The following is a 17,580-nucleotide window of genomic DNA, read 5'->3' on the forward strand; positions in this document are numbered from 1 at the left end:
ATGGAGGCGACATGGCGCTGACCGGCCCCCCGGCGGCCATCCCCGGTCGGGAGGACCCACCCGATCGGAGCCCGGCACCCCCGCCGTCCGGTGCTACGACGGAACCCCCAAGCCAGGCAACGCCCGGTTCGCCGAGCCAACGACCGGCGGGCCTCGCCTCGGCGGTGGCACGCAGCCACGTTCCGACGGTATTCGCGATCCTCGCGATCAGTCCGCTGATGCGGCTGGCCGCGCTGCGCTACGCCGTACCCCCGGGTCTGCCCAGCCGGACCGGCTGCGACGCCTGCGGTGCGCCGGTCGGCCTGACCCGCTCCTGGCCGGCGCTGGGCCCGGCGGCCCGGTGCGGTCAGTGCCGCGCCCGGGTCGGCCCACCGCCGGCCACCGTCGAGCTGGCCGTGCTCGCGGCGGCGGTGCTGCTGGCGTTCGCCGGTCCGCCGGGCGGGGCGCTGCCGGCGCTGATCTGGTGGCTCGGCTGGACCATCCCGGCGATCCTCGTCGACCTGGCCGTGCACCGGTTGCCGGACCGGCTCACACTGCCCGCGGCGGCCGGGACCTGGCTGCTGCTCGGCGTGGCCGCGCTCGACGCCGACCCGGGCCACTGGCTGCGAGCCGTCATCGGCGGCGCAGGGCTGGCGCTCTTCTTCGCCAGTACCGCCCTGCTGCTCGGCCGCCGCGGCTTCGGGCTGGGCGACGCCAAGCTGGCGCTCAGCGTCGGCGCGCTGCTCGGCTGGTACGGCTGGCCGGTGCTGCTGTTCGGGCTGATGCTCACCTTCGGGCTCTCCGCCCTGGTGAGTGTGGCCCTGCTGGCCACCCGCCGCGTCAACTGGAGCACCCACCTGCCCTTCGGCCCGTTCCTGCTGCTCGGCACAACGGCCGCCCTCCTACTAGCGACCTGACCCCGCCCCCGCCCCCGCCCCCGCCCCCGCCCCCGCGATCTTGCAATTCCTGTCCCGGCATAAGGGGCGTCCCGCTCATATCGACAACCGAAAGTGCAAGATCGGCGTGGCGAGGGGGCGCGCTCTCACTCCAGGTCGCGCTGCCGCTAGGGGCGGGAGCGGCTGGCCAGTTTGGCGACCGGGCTGTCGGGACGGTTGGCGCGTCGGCGGAGCACCTCGCTGGTCGGGCGGGCCAGCAACGGCGTGACCACCACGGCGACCAGGGCGCCGAACAGCACACCAGCGATCACGTCGTGCGGGTAGTGCACGCCCACGAAGACCCGGGAGAAGGCGCCGAGTGCGGCCAGAGGCAGCGCGACCAGGCCGAGTCGGCGGGAGAGCAGCAACGTGGTGACCGCCAGCGCACCGGCGATGGTGGCGTGGTTGCTGGGGAACGACCAGTCGCCCGGCGGTGGGCAGGCACCCGCAATGATCTCCCGACCGATCGTCCGGCAGGGCCGATCCTGGTCCACCACCGTCTTGAAGAACTCGCTGCCCACGTACGCCAGGAGGGCCGGCACCGGCGCGATCAGGGCGAGTGCCCGATCGTGCGGGCCGCCGGACCGGCGGCTGAGCGCGGCCATCACCAGCAGCGCGCCGAGTAGCAGGATCACCCCCTCGGTGGCGTGTCCGACGAACCACTGCACCGGCTCTGGGCTGCCGGCGGCGGCGTCGACGACGTCGTCGTACCACTCAGCGCTGATCTCCGGAACGTCCATGCTGCCGTTGTCGACCATGCATCACCTCACTTCACGTTCATACCCTGTTCACCTTGGGCACACCCTAGGAACGCGCCAGAGGGCATCGCTGCTGTCGAAGGTCGGGTGGTCCCTCAGACCTTCGTCCAGGATTCGCACAGCCGGCTCTGGTTGGCTGTTGCAGGACGTCGACATCGACAGGAGGCCTCGTGCAGACCGGTTCGGCCACCGATCAACAGCAGTCCACCGCTGCGGCGGACGACGAGACCTGGCGGATCCGGCGTACGGAGGCCGACGTGGACCGGCTCGGCGAAACCGAGTCGATTTTCGCGTTGGGCAACGGGTGGATCGGCTGGCGCGGGGTGCTCGACGAGGGTGCCCCGTGCGGGATGCCGGGCAGTTACGTCAGTGGCTTCCACGAGCGGCGCGAGCTGAGCTATCCCGAGGAGGGGTACGGGTTCCCGCAAGCCAGTGACACCGTCATCAGCGCACCGAACGCCGCGCTGATCCGACTCTGGGTCGACGACGAGCCGTTGGACCTCCGGACCGGGACGCTGCGCAGCCACGAACGGGTGCTCGACCTGCGTACCGGCGTGCTGCGCCGGGAGACCGAGTGGATCTCGCCGGCCGGGCGGGGCGTACGCATCCGCAGCACCCGGCTGGTGTCCCTGCCGCGTCGCCCGGTGGCCGCCGTCCGGTACGAGGTCGAGCCGTTGGACACCGCCGTCGAGCTGCGGGTCTGTTCGGATCTGCTGGCCAACGAGAAGGTGCCGGAGCGTTCGGACGACCCTCGGGCCGCCTCGGTGCCCACCGACCCGCTGACCGCCGAGACGTACCGTGCGACAGGCCTCGACGGCGTGTTGGTGCACCGCACCGAGCGCAGCGGCCAGCGCGTCGCGGTCGCTGTCAGTCATGTGCTGGAGTGCCCGGGCACTGTGACGACCAGCGGTGACTGCACCCCGGACCGGGTACGACTGACAGTGACGGGTCGCCTGCACCCGGGGGAGCGGTTGCGGCTGACGAAGTTCGCCGCCTACGAGTGGGCGGCGCTCGACGCGACGCCCGCCGACGAGTTGGCCGCCCTGGTCGCCGCCGAGGCGGACGCGGCGCGCGCGGACGGCTTCGCCGCCCTGCTCACCGACCAGCGCGCCGCCCTGGACGCGGCGTGGCAGGTCGCCGACGTGCAGCTCGACGGCGATCCGGAGCTTCAGCAGGCCGTTCGGTTCGCGATGTTCCACCTGATCCAGGCCGGTCGCCCGGACTCCGACCGGACCATCTCGGCCAAGGGGTTGACCGGCAACGGCTACGACGGGCACGTCCTCTGGGACACCGAGAGTTACGTCCTGCCGGTGCTGACCTACCTGGCTCCGACGGTGGCCCGCTCGGCGTTGAGGTGGCGGCACGCCCACCTGCCCGAGGCGCGGGAGCGGGCCGCCGAGCTGCGGTTGACCGGCGCGACCTTCCCGTGGCGCACCATCGGCGGCCGGGAATGCTCCGGCTACTGGCCGGCGGGCACCGCCGCGCTGCACGTCAACGCCGACATCGCCGACGCGGTGCTGCGCTACCTGGCGGCCACCGACGACAAGCGGTTCCTGGCGGAGGCGGGGCTGGAACTGCTGGTGGAAACCGCCCGGCTCTGGCACGGCTTCGGCCACTGGTCCGACGAGGGCGACTTCCACCTGCACGGGGTTACCGGCCCGGACGAGTACGCGGCACTGGTCGACGACAACGTGTTCACCAACCTGATGGCGAAGCGCAATCTGCGCGGCGCGGCGGACGCCGCCGAGGCGCATCCCGAGCTGGCCGGCCGGCTCGGCGTGGGCCGTGACGAGGTGGCCGGCTGGCGGGCCGCCGCCGACGCGATGGCCGTCCCGTACGACAGCGAGCGCGGGGTGCACCAGCAGGCCGCCGGCTTCACCGACCAGCCCGAATGGGACTTCGCGAACACCGGCGGCGACGACTATCCACTGCTGCTGCACTTCCCGTACCTGGAGCTGTACCGCAAGCAGGTGGTGAAGCAGGCCGATCTGGTGCTGGCCATGCAGCTCTGCCCCGGTGAGTTCACCGCCGACGAGAAGGCCCGCAACCTGGCCTACTACCAGGCCCGAACGGTCCGCGACTCGTCGCTGTCGGCGGCACCGCAGGCCGTGCTGGCCGCCGAGGTCGGGCACCTGGATCTGGCGTACGACCTGTTCGCCGAGTCTGTCCTGCAGGACCTGGCCGACCTGGGTGACAAGACCGCCGACGGGCTGCACCTGGCCTCGCTGGCCGGCGCGTGGCTGGCGCTGGTGCAGGGCTTCGGTGGGCTGCGCGACGATCGGAGGGTGCTCTCCTTCGACCCCCGGCTGCCGCGCCGGATCGACCGGCTGGCGTTCAGCCTGCGCTGGCGCGGCCACCGGCTGCGGGTCACGTTGACTCCAGCCGAGGCCCGCTACGAGCTGCCCGACGCCGCCGCGGATGCCGAGGTCGAGCTGTGGCACCACGGCGAGTCGTTGCGGGTCACCGGTGCCGCGCCGGTCACCCGGCAGATGCCACCGGTGCCCGACCCCGGGCCGGAGCCGCCCTCCCCGCCCGGCCGCCGCCCCACCCGCCGCTCGGCCGACTGAGCCCGCTGCCGCCTCAGATCGACGCGGGACCGCCGGCCATCCGCTCGCGGACGGCCTCCAGCGCCTCGAAGGCGTACGCCCAGTTGTGGCACTTGAAGCTGCGCAGACCGTCGATAGCTGTGTGACAGTCGGAGCAGCGCACCCCGGCGATGGCATCCGGGATCTCGGTGTTGACGTACTTGCGCTCGCCCAGGATGACCGTGGCGATCATGGCCTTGTCGTGCAGGCCGGAGAGCGCCGACGAGACGATGTCGTACCAGGTGACCCGCCGGCGGCACTTCGGGCAGTCGGGTTCGTCGCCGCTGACCCAGAGCGGGGCGCCGATGCTGCGCGCCGGCATGCCGAGCAGTTTCTCCAGCCGCCGGACGTCCGACTCGGGGGTGGTCCAGCGGTGTCGGCCGGGCAGTGATGCGGGCGAGTCGTACACGGCGCGGAACAGGTCGTTGTCGACCTGCACTGTCTCGCGCTGAGCGGTCATCGGCGTCCCTCCTCGTTGAGTCGGTGCCCCCACCGTGGTCAGCGGTGACCATGGGCGCAGCCGGATCAACGACACGAGGGGTCAGCGGGTCGTCGCCGCGGGTGCTAGACATCGAGATTCGCGCTCGCCGCCGAAGGGATCCCGCATGACCGATCAGCCGGCACCTGACGTCACCACCAGACCCAACGTCGCCCGGATGTACGACTACTTCCTCGGGGGCAGCCACAACTTCCCGGCCGACCGGGCCGCCGCCGACCGGGTGCTGGAGATCTTCCCGGAGACCGGGGTCGCCGCTCAGACGAACCGGCACTTCCTGCGCCGAGCCGTCCGGTACGCCGCCGAGCAGGGCGTACGCCAGTTCCTGGACATTGGCGCCGGGCTGCCCACCCAGGATGCCGTGCACGAGGTGGTGCGGGCCGTGGCGCCCGACGCGCGGGTGGTCTACGTCGACTACGACGAGGTGGCCGTCGGGTACGCCCGGCAGTTGCTGACCGGTGTACCCGCCACCGCTGTCGTTCAGGGCGACCTGCGGCGGCCGGACGAGCTGCTGGCCCACCCGGACGTGCGGGCCACCCTCGACCTGGACCAACCGGTGGCGGTGCTGCTCCTCGCGGTGCTGCACTTCGTGCCGGACCAGGACGACCCGTGGGCGGCGATCGCCCGGCTACGCGACGCCACAGTGCCCGGCAGTCACCTGGTGCTGTCCCACCTGACGTTGGACGGCATCTCGCCGGAACTGGCCGAGCGCGGCCAGGCCGTCTACCGCAACAGCAGCGCACCGCTGGTGCCCCGGACGCGCGCCGAGACGGCACGCTTCTTCGCCGGGTACGACCTGGTGGAACCCGGCCTGGTCGCCACCACCCGGTGGCGACCGGACGGCGAGCCGGAGACCGTGGACGCCCACGGGTACGCGGGGGTCGGCGTCCGCCGCTGACAGCGCTTTCGCCGTCAGCGGCGGGCTTCGGGTGGTACGACGGACGCAGCGCGTGCCACCGGAGGAGGAAGCGCCGATGGCGAGCAGACCCGAACGGCTGCTGCGGGGAAGTGACTCGCCGCTGAGCGCCTCGTTCCTGGAGTTGTTCTTCGACCTGGCGTTCGTGCTCGCCCTCAGTCAGCTGGCCGCCCACCTGTTGCACGACCTCAGCGTGGTCGGCGCGTTGCACGCCGCAGTGCTGTTGACCGGCGTCTGGTGGATCTGGGTGACCACCACCTGGTTCGCCGACTGGTACGACCCGGAAAGCCCTGCCGTCCGGTGGCTGCTGGTCGGTGCCGCGCTGGGCAGTCTGCTGACCGGGGCGGCGATCCCGCAGGCGTTCGACGGGCGGGGCCTGCTCTTCGCCGGCGCGTACGTCTCGGTGCACATCGCCCGGGGCGTGGTCACCGCCCTGGCGCTACGCGGCCACCCGAGGCAGAGCCGGGCGCTGCGCATCCTCTGCTGGTTCAGCGTGTCGGCCGTACCGTGGTTGGTCGGTGGGTTTCTGCCGGAGTGGCGGGTGCCGCTTTGGCTGCTCGCCCTCGCCATCGATCTCACCGGCCCGCGCCTCGGCTGGCCCACTCCACTGATGGGTCGGACCGGTCCGCAGGAGTTGCATCTCGCCGGTGAGCACTTCGCCGAGCGGTACCAACAAATCATGATCATCGCGCTCGGTGAGCTCGTCCTGGTGGCCGGCCTGTCGTACGCCGACAGCGACCTCGCCCTCCCGCAGACCGCCGCGTTCCTGCTGGTCTTCGCCGCCGCGGTGCTGATCGGTCTGCTCTACGTCACGCCTGCCGGTCAGCGCCTCGGCCCGGCCATCGAGCACGCCGACCCGTCCCGACTCGGTGTCACCACCGGATACCTGCACCTCGTGATGATCGCCGGGCTGGTGGTCACCGCCGTCGGCGCCGAGCTGAGCATCGCCCACCCTCTGCGCACCGGTGACACCGTCGCGGTCGTGGTCATCCTGAGCGGCCCGTTGCTGTTTCTCGTCGGGCGGATTCTGTTCTCGGCGGCGATCCACCGGCGACTCTCCTGGCCCCGGGTCGCCGCCCTGGTCGTGCTGGCGGGTGCGGCAGCCGTCGTGCGGCTGCCGCTGGTGGCGGTCAGCGCGGTCGCCACCGGGGTGGTGCTCGTGGTGGTGGTCCTGGATCACGCCGGCATCCGGTCCTACCGCCACGAGCGAACCCGCTGACGACCGAAATCAGCTCCGACCACCCATCCACCGGATGGCCTGATTCAGCTCACCGCTTCATCTCTTGTTTCGCCATCCGTGCTGCCCCAGGTGCTGCTCACGCCCGTAAAGCGCGATTCCACCGCCGAATGTGAGAAGACGCGGACAGGGGGTCTCCTGCCATGATCTTGCCGCCGCCTTAGTGCAGGGCGACAACGAGGAGGAGCCTTGACCCACCATCACCGACGCCGGTGGCTCCGGACGTCGGGCCCGAGAAGCCTGAGCGGGGCCCGGGTCACGCGGGCCGCGCTCAGCGTGGCGATTGTCGGCAGCCTGTCTGTGGGGATGTCGGTCCCGGCCGGCGCAGCCCAGGCCGCCGAGGAGAACACGTACCAACCGACGGCAACCATCGAGCCACAGTTGCGCGGCTACGTCGACCGCGCCACCCCGGACCAGACCTTCCCGAACCCGTCCGGTGACCTACCGGTCGGCGCCACCGTCGATCCGAGCGGGAAGCACGTGACCCGCTCCTACTTCACCTTCGACGTCGCCGCCCTTCGAGGCAAGCAGATCATCAGCGCCACTCTCGCGGCCAACGAAACGCACGCGAACGACTGCGGACACCGTGCGGTCGAGGTGTGGGTCACCGACCCCTACAGCGAGGACTCGCGGTGGGACTATCAGCCGGCCCAGAAGTTCCGGGTGGCGAGCGCTGGCGTGCCCGAGTCGGGTTGCGCGGTGGCGGAGGCGAAGTTCGACGTCGGCAAGGCGCTCACCTGGGCGGCGAAGAACGACCAGGAGACGCTCACCCTCGCCGTTCGGGTGGCCGGTAACAAGGAGACCGACGAGCGGTACGGCCGGCGGTACGCCAGCAGTGCGACCCTGACCGTGCACCACAACACGCCACCGCCCCGGCCGACCGACCTCGCTCTGGGTGGCCGCCCCTGCGCGACCTCGGCGCCGGGCCTCTGGTTACCGGCGACAAGCACCGACATCTACGCCGTGCTGCCGGACGACGCCGATGGCGTGGAAGAGGACAAGCTCGGACGACTGGCAGTCTGGCCGGTCGACGATGAGAGCCAGCGTCAGGAGCGGGTCAGCCGGACCTACTCACACTGGCCCAACGTCAGCTTCTCCACCTACTACCTCGACCTGAGCTTCGAGCAGGGCCGGACCTACGCCTGGCAGCTCCAGGCCGACGACGGTGACGCCACGTCGCCATGGACGCGGACGTGCTACTTCACCGTCGACACCACGGCACCCAGCACGCCCACCGTGACCTCGCCGGAGTATCCCAACGCCGACCAGCCGACCGGTGACGTCGGCCTCGCGGGGAAGTTCACCTTCACCGCCAACGACGACGATGTGGTCGCCTTCCGGTGGGGCCGGCACTGGCCGGAGACCGACGTCAAGGCCGACCGTCCGGGTGGAACGGCGACGATCACCCTGCGACCGGAGGATGCGGGCCAGCAGTACCTGACGGTGCAGAGCGTCGACCGGGCCGGTAACACCTCCGACGTCAATTACTACAACTACTGGGTGCGGGACACCCGGCCCACGGTCGAGTCCTGGCTCTACACGCCCTGGGGCCCCGCCGGCGGGATCGGGGTGCCCGGTGAGTTCCGGTTCACCAGCAGTCAGGAGGGCGCGACCCGGTTCATCTACCAGGTCAACGAGGGAGCGAATCAGACCGCTCAGGTCGCCTCGGACGGGCCGACCACGGTGACCATCACGCCCAGCGTGGGTGGGCTGAACACGCTACGGGTGCGTACCCGCGACGCGAGTGGCGCGCTCAGTGCGTGGCGTACCTACACCTTCACCGTCGACACCGCACCCACTGTGCAGTTCGACGGGGATCTGATGATGGGGAAGGTCAGCACCGTCTCGCTGAGCCCGGGCATGCCCGACGTGATCGAGTACGAGTACTGGTTCAACGACGAGCCGGAGAAGACGACAGTGCCCGCGGCGGCCGACGGAACGGCGAGCTTCACCTGGGTGCCCTCGATGGCGATGTGGCCACTGGAACTCAAGGTACGCAGCCGCACTGCGGGCGGCGTCTTGTCGGCCGTCGCGGAGCCGTACGCCCGACCCGATGAGGTGAGCCCGGAGATCACCGGCCCCGAGCAGGGAAAGCCCGGGCAGGCGATGACCTTCACCTTCACCTCCCGGATGCCAGGTGTGACGGAGTACGTCTGGTCGCTGGCGCCGGATGAGGAGAAGCATGTCCTGCAAGCCGGGCCGGACGGAGTCGGTCGGCTCACCTGGACCCCGACCGAGGACGGCAGCTACTACCTCGGGGTGCAGGCCCGCAACGCCACTGGCGCTCTCTCCGGCGGTTCGGGAACCAGCTTTTACGTCTCAAGCGCACCGCAGGTAAATTCCACTGTCTACCCCGCGTGGAGAACCGGCGGCGGTGTCGGCGTAGAGGGCACCTTCGACGTTCAGCCGCAGATGCCGAACGTCACCGAGTTCGTCTACCAGTTCCAGGTTAATTTCCGGAGCGGACCGGAGACCACGGTCCCCGCCGGGGCGGACGGGAAGATCTCTCTCAGCTACACCCCGACCCAATCCGGCTACCACACTCTGAAGATCCGTAGTCGGAGCGCCGACGGCACCCTGTCGGGCTGGAACGAGCACACCTTCATCGTCGACTGGGACAACTGACCAGGTCCGCTGCGTGCCGCTGGCCTACGGCGGCACGCAGCGGTGGTTCCCAAGCGTGGAGGAGGGGATTGCCCGCCATCGCCGTGTCGGTGGGTGAAGGGCCGCCCGCCGGTCAACGCCCCCGGCCCGGCCACCGAGCTGGCGCGTAGGCTAGAAGCCTGACTAAAGTCAGGCATATGGACTCGGCTCTTCTCGCCGCCGTGCGGCGGTTCAACCGGACTGTCACCCAACGGGTGGGTGCGCTCGACGACGAGTACATGGCCCAGGGGCGCCCGCTGGGGCAGGCCCGGCTGCTCTGGGAGATCGGCCCCGCCGGTGCTGAGGTGGCCGCGTTGCGGGCCCGGCTCGGCCTGGACTCCGGACATCTCAGCCGACTCCTGCGCACCCTGGAGAACGACGGCCTCATCACCGTCGGACCAGGCGACCAGACCGGCGGCGACGGCCGGGTCCGCGTCGCCACGCTCACCGACGCCGGCCGGACCCAGTGGGCCGACCTCGACCGGCGGTCGGACGATCTCGCCGCCTCGATCCTCGAACCGCTCACCGAACACCGCCGCGAACGACTCGTCACCGCCATGGCCGAGGTCGAACGGCTGCTCATCGGCTCGATGGTCGTCATCGAGCCATGCCCGCCGAGCGACCCGCGTGCCCGCGCGTGTCTGCGGGCCTACGCCCGCGACATCGCGCGACGATTCGACGACGGGTTCGACCCCGCACTGAGCAACCCGGTCCACGACGAAGCGCTCGTCCCGCCCAACGGGGTGCTCCTGCTCGCCACCCTCAACAGCGAACCGATCGGCTGCGGCGCTGTCAAACTCCACACCGACGCGCCCGCCGAGATCAAACGCGTGTGGGTGGCCGACACCGTCCGCGGGCTCGGCGTCGGGCGGCGGCTGCTGGGCGAGTTGGAACGGTACGCCGCCGAGCGCGGTGCGACAGCGGTCCGGCTGGACACCAACCGCAACCTCACCGAGGCGATCGCCCTGTACCGGGCGACCGGTTACCGGGAGATCGAGGCGTACAACACCGAGCGCTACGCCCACCACTGGTTCGAGAAGCGGCTCAGGCAGTGACGGCCACCGTCCGGTGATCGGGCGTCGCGTTCGCGGCGGCTACAGCCGCTCGAAGCTCTCCATGCCGGCGAGTTTCAGCACCTCGGTCCGGGTCGCCGGGCATTCCTTGCGGGTCTGGTCGTCGATGTCACGGCCGTTGGGTACGGGGCCCTGCTTCTCGTACCAGGAATAGAGGTTCACTGTGAGGTTGGCCATCGCGCCGGTCTCGGACCCGATCCCCTTGAGCGTCGGCACCTGGCCGTCCAGGTAGGCGCACACGTCCTTCGCCGACACCGCAGAGCCGTCGGCCGGAGTGGAGCCGGCCGCGCTGGTCGACCGTGTCGTGTCTGGCGCCGCAGCGGGCTCGGGCGCGTCGGCCTCGGTGCACGCCGTCAGGGCGAACATGAGGCAGAGGGCTGGTGCGAGCGGTCGGAACGTACTCATTGGATGTTGTCCTCACGGGCTTCGTGGTGGGTAGGGGTTTCGGCGGCGTTCGCGGTGACGTGCCAGAGGCCGGTGGGCAGCCGGTAGCCGACGCCAGGCTCACGGAACCGGCCGAGCAGCCGGGCGCACCCCGCCCGGGCCGAAGCCTGACCAGCCGGCGGAGCCGCCCGGTACGCGGCACCGGCCGGGCCGACCTCGATGAGCCATTCGGCCACCGCGTCGGCGTCGTCCGGTGTTTCCAGGGCGACATCGCACTGTGTGACTGTGACGGCGGTGAAGCCGGCGGTGGTGAGGATCCGGACGAGCCGCGCCGGGTCGGCGAACGCGAACGGACCGGGCTCGTCACCGACCGGGAGCGGTGGCAACGGTCCGAGATGCGGTGCGGCGCCGAGCATCGCCGCGGACAGCCACGGGTTGACGCCGCTGTCGCGGAAGACGGTCGCGGCGAGGCGCCCTCCCGGGAGCAGTGATCGCCGGATCGTGCGGCAGCCGGCAACCGGGTCCGCCAACAGCATCAGGGTCATTCGTGAGAACGCCGCGTCGAACGGGGCACCCGGCACGACATCGAGAGTCTCGATGTCGGCCACGTGGAACTGGAGGCCCGGGTGCCCGTCGGTGGGGAACCGGCGTCGCGCGGCGGTCACCATCGCCTCGTCGATGTCGACACCGATCGCCGCGCCGGTCCCGCCGACTGCGGCGGCGATCTCGGCTGTGGTGCCGCCGCAGCCGCAGCCCACATCGAGGATTCGTTCGGCGGGTCGTGCGGCCAGTCGATCCATGGCCGCCGCTCCCAGCGGCCGACCGGTCTCGTCCTGCCGATCGGCGTGGCGAATCCAGCCAGCTGCCGCGCCCGCCCAGAAAGCGGCGCCGCGGGCCCGCAGGCTGGCGGTGTCGGCCATCAGAACGGCATCTCGGCGCCGTCGACGCTCACCGAGCGGAAGTGAGCCGCCTTCGTCGGGTCGAAGCCATCCTCCTGTGCCGCCAGGCCAGCAGCCCGGACCAGCCGTTCGGACTGGAACCGGCGGAATGCCGCCTCGTCCTGCCAGATGTTGATGATCCGCCAGCCGTCCTCCGTCGGCCCGGCGACATGGGCGAGGAGACCCGGCGGTCGGTCCGGTCCGAGGTGGCGTTCCACCTGCCGGTACTCCGCCTCGCTGACGCCGGGCATCTCCTGCAACACACCGAACGGCATGACCGTCACCTCTCGATAGAGTGAGCCTCTATCCAATAGAGCACTACACTTGGGAGGTGGTTGTCAAGCGACGTTATGACTCTTCGCGCCGACAGGAGCAGGCCCGACAGACGCGGCGAACGATCCTCGAAGCGGCTGGCCGGCTGTTCGTCGACCCGGGCTACGCGGCCACACCGCTGACCGCTGTCGCCGTGGAAGCCGGCGTCGCGGTCCAGACCCTGTACGCGGTGTTCGGCAGCAAGCGGCAACTGCTCTCCCAACTGGTCGACGTCACACTGGCCGGCGACGACGAACCGGTGGCCCTGCCGGACCGGCCCTTCGTCGCCGAGATCCGCGCCCTCGCCGACCCCCGGGCCAAGCTCGTCCGCTACGCCCGTCACCTGGCCGAGGTCAACGCCCGGCAGGCCCAGGTGATGCTGGCGCTGGCCGGCGCGGCCACTGCCGATCCAGACGTCGCCGAGATCTGGCGCAAGAACGTCGACGACCGCCGCCGCGGCATGGGCATGTTCGCCGCCGAACTCGTCGGCACCGGAGGCGTACGCCCCGACCTGAGCGTCGATCAGGTGGCCGACATCCTCTGGTTGGCCCAGGACGTGCGCAACTTCGACTGGTTCGTCAGGCAACGCGGATGGACGATCGAGCAGTACCAGCGGTGGTATGTGGACACCGTCAGCGGCGCGATCATCGCCAGCGCCGGGTAACGCGGCGGGCTATTCGACGGACTGGAGACCCTGCGCGATGCCGGCGAAGGATCGAATGAGCTCGGTCTCGCTGCCGGTACGCCAGATCAGCCCCCACCGACCCGGCGGGGCGTCGTGGATGGGCACGTAGGCGATGTCCGGCCGCGCGTAGTAGCGGGCGGCCTGGGCGTGCACCGGCGAGACGGCTTCGCCGGTGACGAGGATCGGGATCATCTCCTGGAAGTTGGAGACCGACGGGCCGATCGGTATCAACCGTCCGCTGGGTGTGCGTACGGGCACCAGGATCTCCCGCCAGTAGTCCGGCCGGGCCCCGCCCATGACCGTCTCGTCCGCCAGGTCCTCGTAGGAGACCGATTTCCGGCCGGCCAGCCGGTGGGTCACCCCGACGGCCAGCACGATGGGTTCGGTGTAGATCACCGGGCCGACGGTGAGGTCCGGTTCCTTGACGGGCAGCCACACGATCTGCACGTCGATGTCGCCGGCGCGCAGCCGACCGAAGGGATCGCCGAAGTCGACATGGCGCAGCTGCACCTCGCAGTCAGGGTGGTCCTTCGCGAACCCGTCGAACAACTCGCGGAGATCGTGGAGGTTGACGGCGATCGACCCGACCCGCAGCACCCCGGTCTTGCCGCGAGCCGCGAGCCTGGCCCGGTCCATGCCCTCGTGCAGACCTCGGTACATGGGCTGAATGTCATCGAAGAGCCGTTGGCCGATCGGCGTGAGTGTGACCTGCCTGTTGTTCCGCTCGAACAGCGCGGCGCCGATCCGACGTTCCTGCTTCTTGATCGCCTGGCTGACCCGGGCCTGGGTCACGTGCAGCCGCTCGGCGGTGCGGGTGAAGTGCAGTTCCTCCGCCAGGGTCAGAAAGATCTCGATGTCGCGGAGTTCCATGCACTGTTCCCGATCCACGCATTAGCGAAGGGTTATGGCACGTTACCAGTTCTGATCTTGTAGCCCGGTGCCTCGCCCGGCAGGCTGATGGACGTCGCCGCTGAACAGCATCCGGCAGCCTGAACGAGGAGATCGTCGTGCGCAAGCTCGTGTATTACATCGCCGCCACACTGGACGGCTTCATCGCCGGTCCTGACGGCGCCGACCCCACCGGCCCCGACGGCTTCTGGCCCATCCCGGACGACTACCTGCACCACCTCATCAGCGAATATCCGGAGACCCTCCCCGGTCCGGCCCGGCAGGCGTTCGGCATCACCGACCAGGGCAGCCGGTTCGACACAGTGCTGGAAGGGCGCTACTCCTACGAGGTGGGCCTGAAGGCCGGCGTGACCGACGCGTACCCGCACCTGCGCCACCTGGTGTTCTCCCGCACGCTGGGCAGCAGCCCGGACCCGGCCGTCGAGGTCATCGGCCAGGACCCGATTGCCACGGTACGAGAGCTGAAGCGGCACGACGGCAAGGACGTCTGGGTGATCGGCGGCGGCGCGCTGGCCGGTGCCCTCTACCCCGAGATCGACCAGCTGATCATCAAGCTTGCCCCGTTGACAATTGGCGCCGGTATCCCGCTCTTCGGCCGGGACGCCGTCTTCGCACCGCGCACCTGGCGCCTGACCGACCACACCGTTCTGGACAGTGGCGCCCTCTTCCTCACCTACACGCGCACACAGACCGGAAACACGTCCGCATGACCATGTCCCGGGAGGACGTCACGATCCGTCCCATCACCGGGCCGGACGAGATCGCCCTGTTCAACCGCCTGCCGTACACCATCAATCACGAGCTCGACGACGACCTTGCCGACAAGCGCCGCCGACCGGAGTGGATGTGGGTGGCAGTGCGCGGCGACCGACTGCTGGCCAGGGTCGCCTGGTGGGGCCGTGGCGACGACACCGCTCCGCTGCTGCTGGACATCCTCGACGTCGACGACACCGCCGAGGATCTGACCGAGGTGGCACAGGCGTTGTACGAGACCGCCGCGAAGCAGGTCCTGGCACCCGGCACGGTCCCTCCCGGATACGGCCGATTCATCCCGGCGGACTGGCGGGAGAACCCGGACACCTACCGGGCCGTGCGTACCAGGATGGGCGTTCTCGAGAGCACCGGCGCCCGCCTGACTGTCGAACGCCTACGCCTGGAGTGGCACCCCGCGGCCGGCCTGCCCACGCCGGATCAGCGACTGGCCTTCCGCCCGGCCCTGGACACCGACGAACTGCTCGCGCTGATGACCCGCGCACTCGACGGGACCCTGGACGCGCACAGCCGTACCGACCTGGCGCAGATGTCGCCGCACGAGGCCGCGCTCAAGCACTACGAGCAGGAACTCGCCACGTACTCCAGCCCTCGCGAGTGGTGGCGCATCGGCACGTTGGGCGAGAGCGGCGAGCCCGTCGGGTTCGTCGTCCCGGTCCGCAACGCCTACCACCCGGTGATCGCCTACCTCGGCGTCGTCCCCGAACACCGGGGCCACGGGTACGTCGACGGCCTTCTCGCCGAAGGCACCCGAGCCCTTGCCGCCGAGGGCGTCCCACGCATCCGCGCGGCCACCGACGTGGGCAACGCACCCATGGCACAGGCCTTCGCCCGCGCCGGTTACGTCAACTTCGAGCGGGCCATCAACATGGCCTGGCGGTGACCGGCGGAGTGCCGTAGGGGAGCGTTTCGTGCGGGGCCGCTGGTGCGCGATCGGCACCAGCGGCCCGTCCGGTTCACAGCACGAACTCAGCCCTTGACCGCGCCCGCGGTGAGCCCTTCGGTCAGGAAGCGCTGCCCGAGGGCGTACATGATCACCACGGGGATGCTGACCAGCAGCGACGCCGCGGCGAGTTGTCCCTGCGGCACGACGTCCCCGGCGATCATCGATTGCATCCCCACCGGGAGCGTCTTGTACTCGTCCTTCGTGATGAACACGAAGGCGAAGAGGAACTCGTTCCAGGCGTTGGTCAGGGTGAAGAGCGCGACCGCCAGCAGCCCTGGCTTGGCCAGCGGCAGCACCACCTTGCCGAACGCCTGGATGCGGCTGCAGCCGTCGACCAACGCGGCCTCCTCCAGCTCGATGGGGATCGACGAGAAGTACCCCACGAGCAGCCAGGTGGCGAACGGCAGCGTGAAGGTCGGGTACGTCACCACCAGAGACCACAACGAGTCGGTGAGCCGGGCGCCGATGAGCATCTGGTACAGCGGGATGAACAGCAGCGCGCCCGGCATCACGTAGGTGAGCAGCACAGTGACGGTGAAGCCCTGCGCCCCGCGGAACCGCAGCCGGGCCAGCGCGTAGCCCGCCAGCGCTGCGCAGACCAGTGCCACGGCTGTCGACGCCGCGGACACCAGCAGGGTGTTGAGATACCAGCGGCCGAACGGCTGGTTGTCGAACAGGGCGCCGAACTGCTCAAGGGTCCACGGGGTCGGCCACAGGTCGTCGGTACGCATGACGACCTGACCCTCGGACTTGAAGGCCGTGACGGCGATCCAGTACAGCGGGCCCAGCACGAAGAACAGCAAGCCGGCCAGCGCCGCCCAGGAACCCAGGCCCGACACCGCCGACGACGAACGGCGACCACCTCGGGACTGGAGGGTCGAGACCACCCGGCCGACCCCCGCCGCGATCAGCAGCATCACACCGAGGACCACCGCCGCCTTCCAGAAGATCTGCGGTGACGCCCAGGCCAGCAGACCGGTGACCAGCGCGGCGACGACCCACGGCAGCGCCTTCCGTGCCTTCAGAGCCCACTGCCCTGTCCCGGTCCACCGCGCTGTCCGGCGTCGCCGGGGCAGTTTGATGTTGGTGTCCTGGCGCAACAACCGGACCAGGACGAACACCAGCCCGCCGATGATCGGCAGCATGACGAGCGTGACCGCCGCGCCCGCGCCGTACTGGAGCTGCAGGATGGCCTTCGAGTAGGCGATGAGCACGTACGGCGCTGTCACGTCGCCGGGGCCGCCCTGCGTCAGCAACCAGACCAGGTCGAAGTTGTTGAACGTCCAGATCGACGACAGGGTCACCGTCACGGTGATCACATGGCGCAGTCCGGGCAGCGTCACGCTTCTGAATCGCTGCCACGCCGAGGCGCCGTCGATGGTTGCCGCCTCGTAGAGGTCTGCCGGGATGGCCTTCAACCCCGCGAGGAAACACACTGTGAAGAACGGCACCCCCTTCCAGACGTTGACGAGGATCACCGACGGCATAGCCAGCGACGGGTCGGACAACCAGCCGGCGGGCCAACTGTCGACCAGGTGCGCGCTGGCCAGCAGCGGCCCGATCCCGGTCGCGGTGAGCAGCGTGTTGACGCTGCCGAAGATCGGGTCGAGCAGCGCGCGCCAGCTGAACGCCGTCACCACCGTCGGCACCACCCAGGGCACCAGGAGCAGCCCGGCCAGCACGGCCCGCCCACGGCGGCGATGGTGCAGCAGCAGGGCCGCGGCCAACCCCAACACGACCTTGAAAACCTCGGCGTACGCGGTGAAGACGAACGAGTTCACCACGCCGGTGTGGAACTGGTCGTCGCCGACGAGCGCGAGGTAGTTGTCCAGGCCGACGAAGACGCTGTCCTGCCCGTGCCGTTCCGTGGTGCTGGTGATGATCGAACGGGCGATCGGCACGAGAACGAGCCCGCCGACCAGCACGGCCATCGGTGCCAGGAACAGTGCCGCGAGTCGCCAGTCACGACCCAGCCGCCGCTGGACCGCGGTGAGGGAGCCGGGCCCCGACGGC

16 protein-coding genes are annotated in these 17,580 nt (G+C 70.2%); 9 read left to right on the forward strand and 7 right to left on the reverse strand.

Annotation, left to right across the window (positions count from 1 at the left end; translation table 11 throughout):
- The first annotated feature begins 218 nt into the window (after window positions 1–218).
- The gene (locus NIE111_RS17130) at window positions 219–896 is read left to right on the forward strand and encodes a prepilin peptidase (protein ID WP_238685426.1); all 678 of its coding nucleotides are present in this window, start codon (window positions 219–221) and stop codon (window positions 894–896) included.
- Window positions 897–1,042: 146 nt separating this feature from the next.
- On the opposite strand, the gene NIE111_RS17135 is transcribed toward NIE111_RS17130, so the two are convergent.
- Window positions 1,043–1,672 carry a phosphatase PAP2 family protein gene (locus NIE111_RS17135; protein ID WP_238685338.1) on the reverse strand — a complete coding sequence of 210 codons (630 nt, stop codon included), beginning with the start codon at window positions 1,670–1,672 and terminating at the stop codon, window positions 1,043–1,045.
- A 170-nt stretch (window positions 1,673–1,842) separates the two neighbouring features.
- Between NIE111_RS17135 and NIE111_RS17140 the strand changes: the two genes are divergently transcribed.
- Complete coding sequence (locus tag NIE111_RS17140) at window positions 1,843–4,239, forward strand: glycoside hydrolase family 65 protein (protein WP_238685339.1); 2,397 nt, start codon at window positions 1,843–1,845, stop codon at window positions 4,237–4,239.
- A 13-nt stretch (window positions 4,240–4,252) separates the two neighbouring features.
- On the opposite strand, the gene NIE111_RS17145 is transcribed toward NIE111_RS17140, so the two are convergent.
- Window positions 4,253–4,717, reverse strand: coding sequence for a DUF8243 domain-containing protein (locus tag NIE111_RS17145; RefSeq protein WP_238685340.1), 465 nt, complete (start codon window positions 4,715–4,717; stop codon window positions 4,253–4,255).
- Window positions 4,718–4,862: 145 nt separating this feature from the next.
- On the opposite strand from NIE111_RS17145, the gene NIE111_RS17150 reads away from it, so the two are divergent.
- From NIE111_RS17150 to NIE111_RS17165, 4 genes are all read left to right on the forward strand, one after another.
- Window positions 4,863–5,651 carry an SAM-dependent methyltransferase gene (locus tag NIE111_RS17150; protein ID WP_238685341.1) on the forward strand — a complete coding sequence of 263 codons (789 nt, stop codon included), beginning with the start codon at window positions 4,863–4,865 and terminating at the stop codon, window positions 5,649–5,651.
- A 76-nt stretch (window positions 5,652–5,727) separates the two neighbouring features.
- Window positions 5,728–6,888: a low temperature requirement protein A gene (locus NIE111_RS17155; RefSeq protein WP_238685342.1), complete on the forward strand. Its 1,161-nt coding sequence runs from the start codon at window positions 5,728–5,730 to the stop codon at window positions 6,886–6,888.
- Window positions 6,889–7,212: 324 nt separating this feature from the next.
- On the forward strand, window positions 7,213–9,531 hold the full coding sequence (locus NIE111_RS17160; protein ID WP_238685343.1) for a hypothetical protein: 2,319 nt from the start codon (window positions 7,213–7,215) through the stop codon (window positions 9,529–9,531).
- Between the two features lie 176 nt (window positions 9,532–9,707).
- Complete coding sequence (locus NIE111_RS17165) at window positions 9,708–10,604, forward strand: helix-turn-helix domain-containing GNAT family N-acetyltransferase (RefSeq protein ID WP_238685344.1); 897 nt, start codon at window positions 9,708–9,710, stop codon at window positions 10,602–10,604.
- Window positions 10,605–10,643: 39 nt separating this feature from the next.
- On the opposite strand, the gene NIE111_RS17170 is transcribed toward NIE111_RS17165, so the two are convergent.
- The 3 genes from NIE111_RS17170 to NIE111_RS17180 are packed head-to-tail and all read right to left on the reverse strand — an operon-like array spanning window position 10,644 to window position 12,219.
- Window positions 10,644–11,027 carry a hypothetical protein gene (locus tag NIE111_RS17170; RefSeq protein ID WP_238685345.1) on the reverse strand — a complete coding sequence of 128 codons (384 nt, stop codon included), beginning with the start codon at window positions 11,025–11,027 and terminating at the stop codon, window positions 10,644–10,646.
- Window positions 11,024–11,926, reverse strand: coding sequence for a class I SAM-dependent methyltransferase (locus NIE111_RS17175; RefSeq protein WP_238685346.1), 903 nt, complete (start codon window positions 11,924–11,926; stop codon window positions 11,024–11,026). Before NIE111_RS17175 ends, NIE111_RS17170 begins: the two co-directional genes overlap by 4 nt.
- A complete protein-coding gene (locus tag NIE111_RS17180) occupies window positions 11,926–12,219 on the reverse strand; it encodes a hypothetical protein (protein WP_238685347.1) in 294 nt (97 codons plus the stop codon). The genes NIE111_RS17175 and NIE111_RS17180 overlap by 1 nt, the downstream gene beginning before the upstream one ends.
- A 56-nt stretch (window positions 12,220–12,275) precedes the next feature.
- Between NIE111_RS17180 and NIE111_RS17185 the strand changes: the two genes are divergently transcribed.
- The gene (locus tag NIE111_RS17185) at window positions 12,276–12,920 is read left to right on the forward strand and encodes a TetR/AcrR family transcriptional regulator (protein WP_238685348.1); all 645 of its coding nucleotides are present in this window, start codon (window positions 12,276–12,278) and stop codon (window positions 12,918–12,920) included.
- 9 nt (window positions 12,921–12,929) lie between these two features.
- Here NIE111_RS17185 and NIE111_RS17190 read toward each other — a convergent pair whose 3' ends face one another.
- Window positions 12,930–13,811: a LysR family transcriptional regulator gene (locus NIE111_RS17190; RefSeq protein ID WP_238685349.1), complete on the reverse strand. Its 882-nt coding sequence runs from the start codon at window positions 13,809–13,811 to the stop codon at window positions 12,930–12,932.
- A gap of 137 nt (window positions 13,812–13,948) precedes the next feature.
- On the opposite strand from NIE111_RS17190, the gene NIE111_RS17195 reads away from it, so the two are divergent.
- Together NIE111_RS17195 and NIE111_RS17200 are read left to right on the forward strand one after the other, a co-directional pair.
- Window positions 13,949–14,560: a dihydrofolate reductase family protein gene (locus tag NIE111_RS17195; protein WP_238685350.1), complete on the forward strand. Its 612-nt coding sequence runs from the start codon at window positions 13,949–13,951 to the stop codon at window positions 14,558–14,560.
- Entirely contained in the window at window positions 14,557–15,504 is a 948-nt protein-coding gene (locus NIE111_RS17200) for a GNAT family N-acetyltransferase (RefSeq protein WP_238685351.1), read from the forward strand. The genes NIE111_RS17195 and NIE111_RS17200 overlap by 4 nt, the downstream gene beginning before the upstream one ends.
- A gap of 86 nt (window positions 15,505–15,590) precedes the next feature.
- Here the strand turns inward: NIE111_RS17200 and NIE111_RS17205 are convergent, their stop codons facing one another.
- Window positions 15,591–17,498 (reverse strand): ABC transporter permease, encoded by a 1,908-nt coding sequence (locus tag NIE111_RS17205; RefSeq protein WP_238685352.1) that lies wholly within the window; start codon window positions 17,496–17,498, stop codon window positions 15,591–15,593.
- Between the last annotated feature and the right edge of the window lie 82 nt (window positions 17,499–17,580).

Origin of the sequence: Micromonospora hortensis, assembly GCF_022230935.1 — a bacterium.
GTDB lineage: Bacteria > Actinomycetota > Actinomycetes > Mycobacteriales > Micromonosporaceae > Micromonospora > Micromonospora hortensis.

Bases quoted from the DNA above. Each gene is read 5' to 3' on its own strand.
- NIE111_RS17130 (WP_238685426.1), top strand. From the start codon at position 219: ATGCGGCTGGCCGCGCTGCGCTACGCCGTACCCCCGGGTCTGCCCAGC.
- NIE111_RS17160 (WP_238685343.1), top strand. From the start codon at position 7,213: ATGTCGGTCCCGGCCGGCGCAGCCCAGGCCGCCGAGGAGAACACGTAC.
- NIE111_RS17170 (WP_238685345.1), bottom strand. From the start codon at position 11,027: ATGAGTACGTTCCGACCGCTCGCACCAGCCCTCTGCCTCATGTTCGCC.
- NIE111_RS17165 (WP_238685344.1), top strand. From the start codon at position 9,708: ATGGACTCGGCTCTTCTCGCCGCCGTGCGGCGGTTCAACCGGACTGTC.
- NIE111_RS17200 (WP_238685351.1), top strand. From the start codon at position 14,557: ATGACCATGTCCCGGGAGGACGTCACGATCCGTCCCATCACCGGGCCG.
- NIE111_RS17150 (WP_238685341.1), top strand. From the start codon at position 4,863: ATGACCGATCAGCCGGCACCTGACGTCACCACCAGACCCAACGTCGCC.
- NIE111_RS17155 (WP_238685342.1), top strand. From the start codon at position 5,728: ATGGCGAGCAGACCCGAACGGCTGCTGCGGGGAAGTGACTCGCCGCTG.
- NIE111_RS17175 (WP_238685346.1), bottom strand. From the start codon at position 11,926: ATGGCCGACACCGCCAGCCTGCGGGCCCGCGGCGCCGCTTTCTGGGCG.
- NIE111_RS17135 (WP_238685338.1), bottom strand. From the start codon at position 1,672: ATGGTCGACAACGGCAGCATGGACGTTCCGGAGATCAGCGCTGAGTGG.
- NIE111_RS17145 (WP_238685340.1), bottom strand. From the start codon at position 4,717: ATGACCGCTCAGCGCGAGACAGTGCAGGTCGACAACGACCTGTTCCGC.
- NIE111_RS17205 (WP_238685352.1), bottom strand. From the start codon at position 17,498: ATGGCCGTGCTGGTCGGCGGGCTCGTTCTCGTGCCGATCGCCCGTTCG.
- NIE111_RS17180 (WP_238685347.1), bottom strand. From the start codon at position 12,219: ATGCCGTTCGGTGTGTTGCAGGAGATGCCCGGCGTCAGCGAGGCGGAG.
- NIE111_RS17190 (WP_238685349.1), bottom strand. From the start codon at position 13,811: ATGGAACTCCGCGACATCGAGATCTTTCTGACCCTGGCGGAGGAACTG.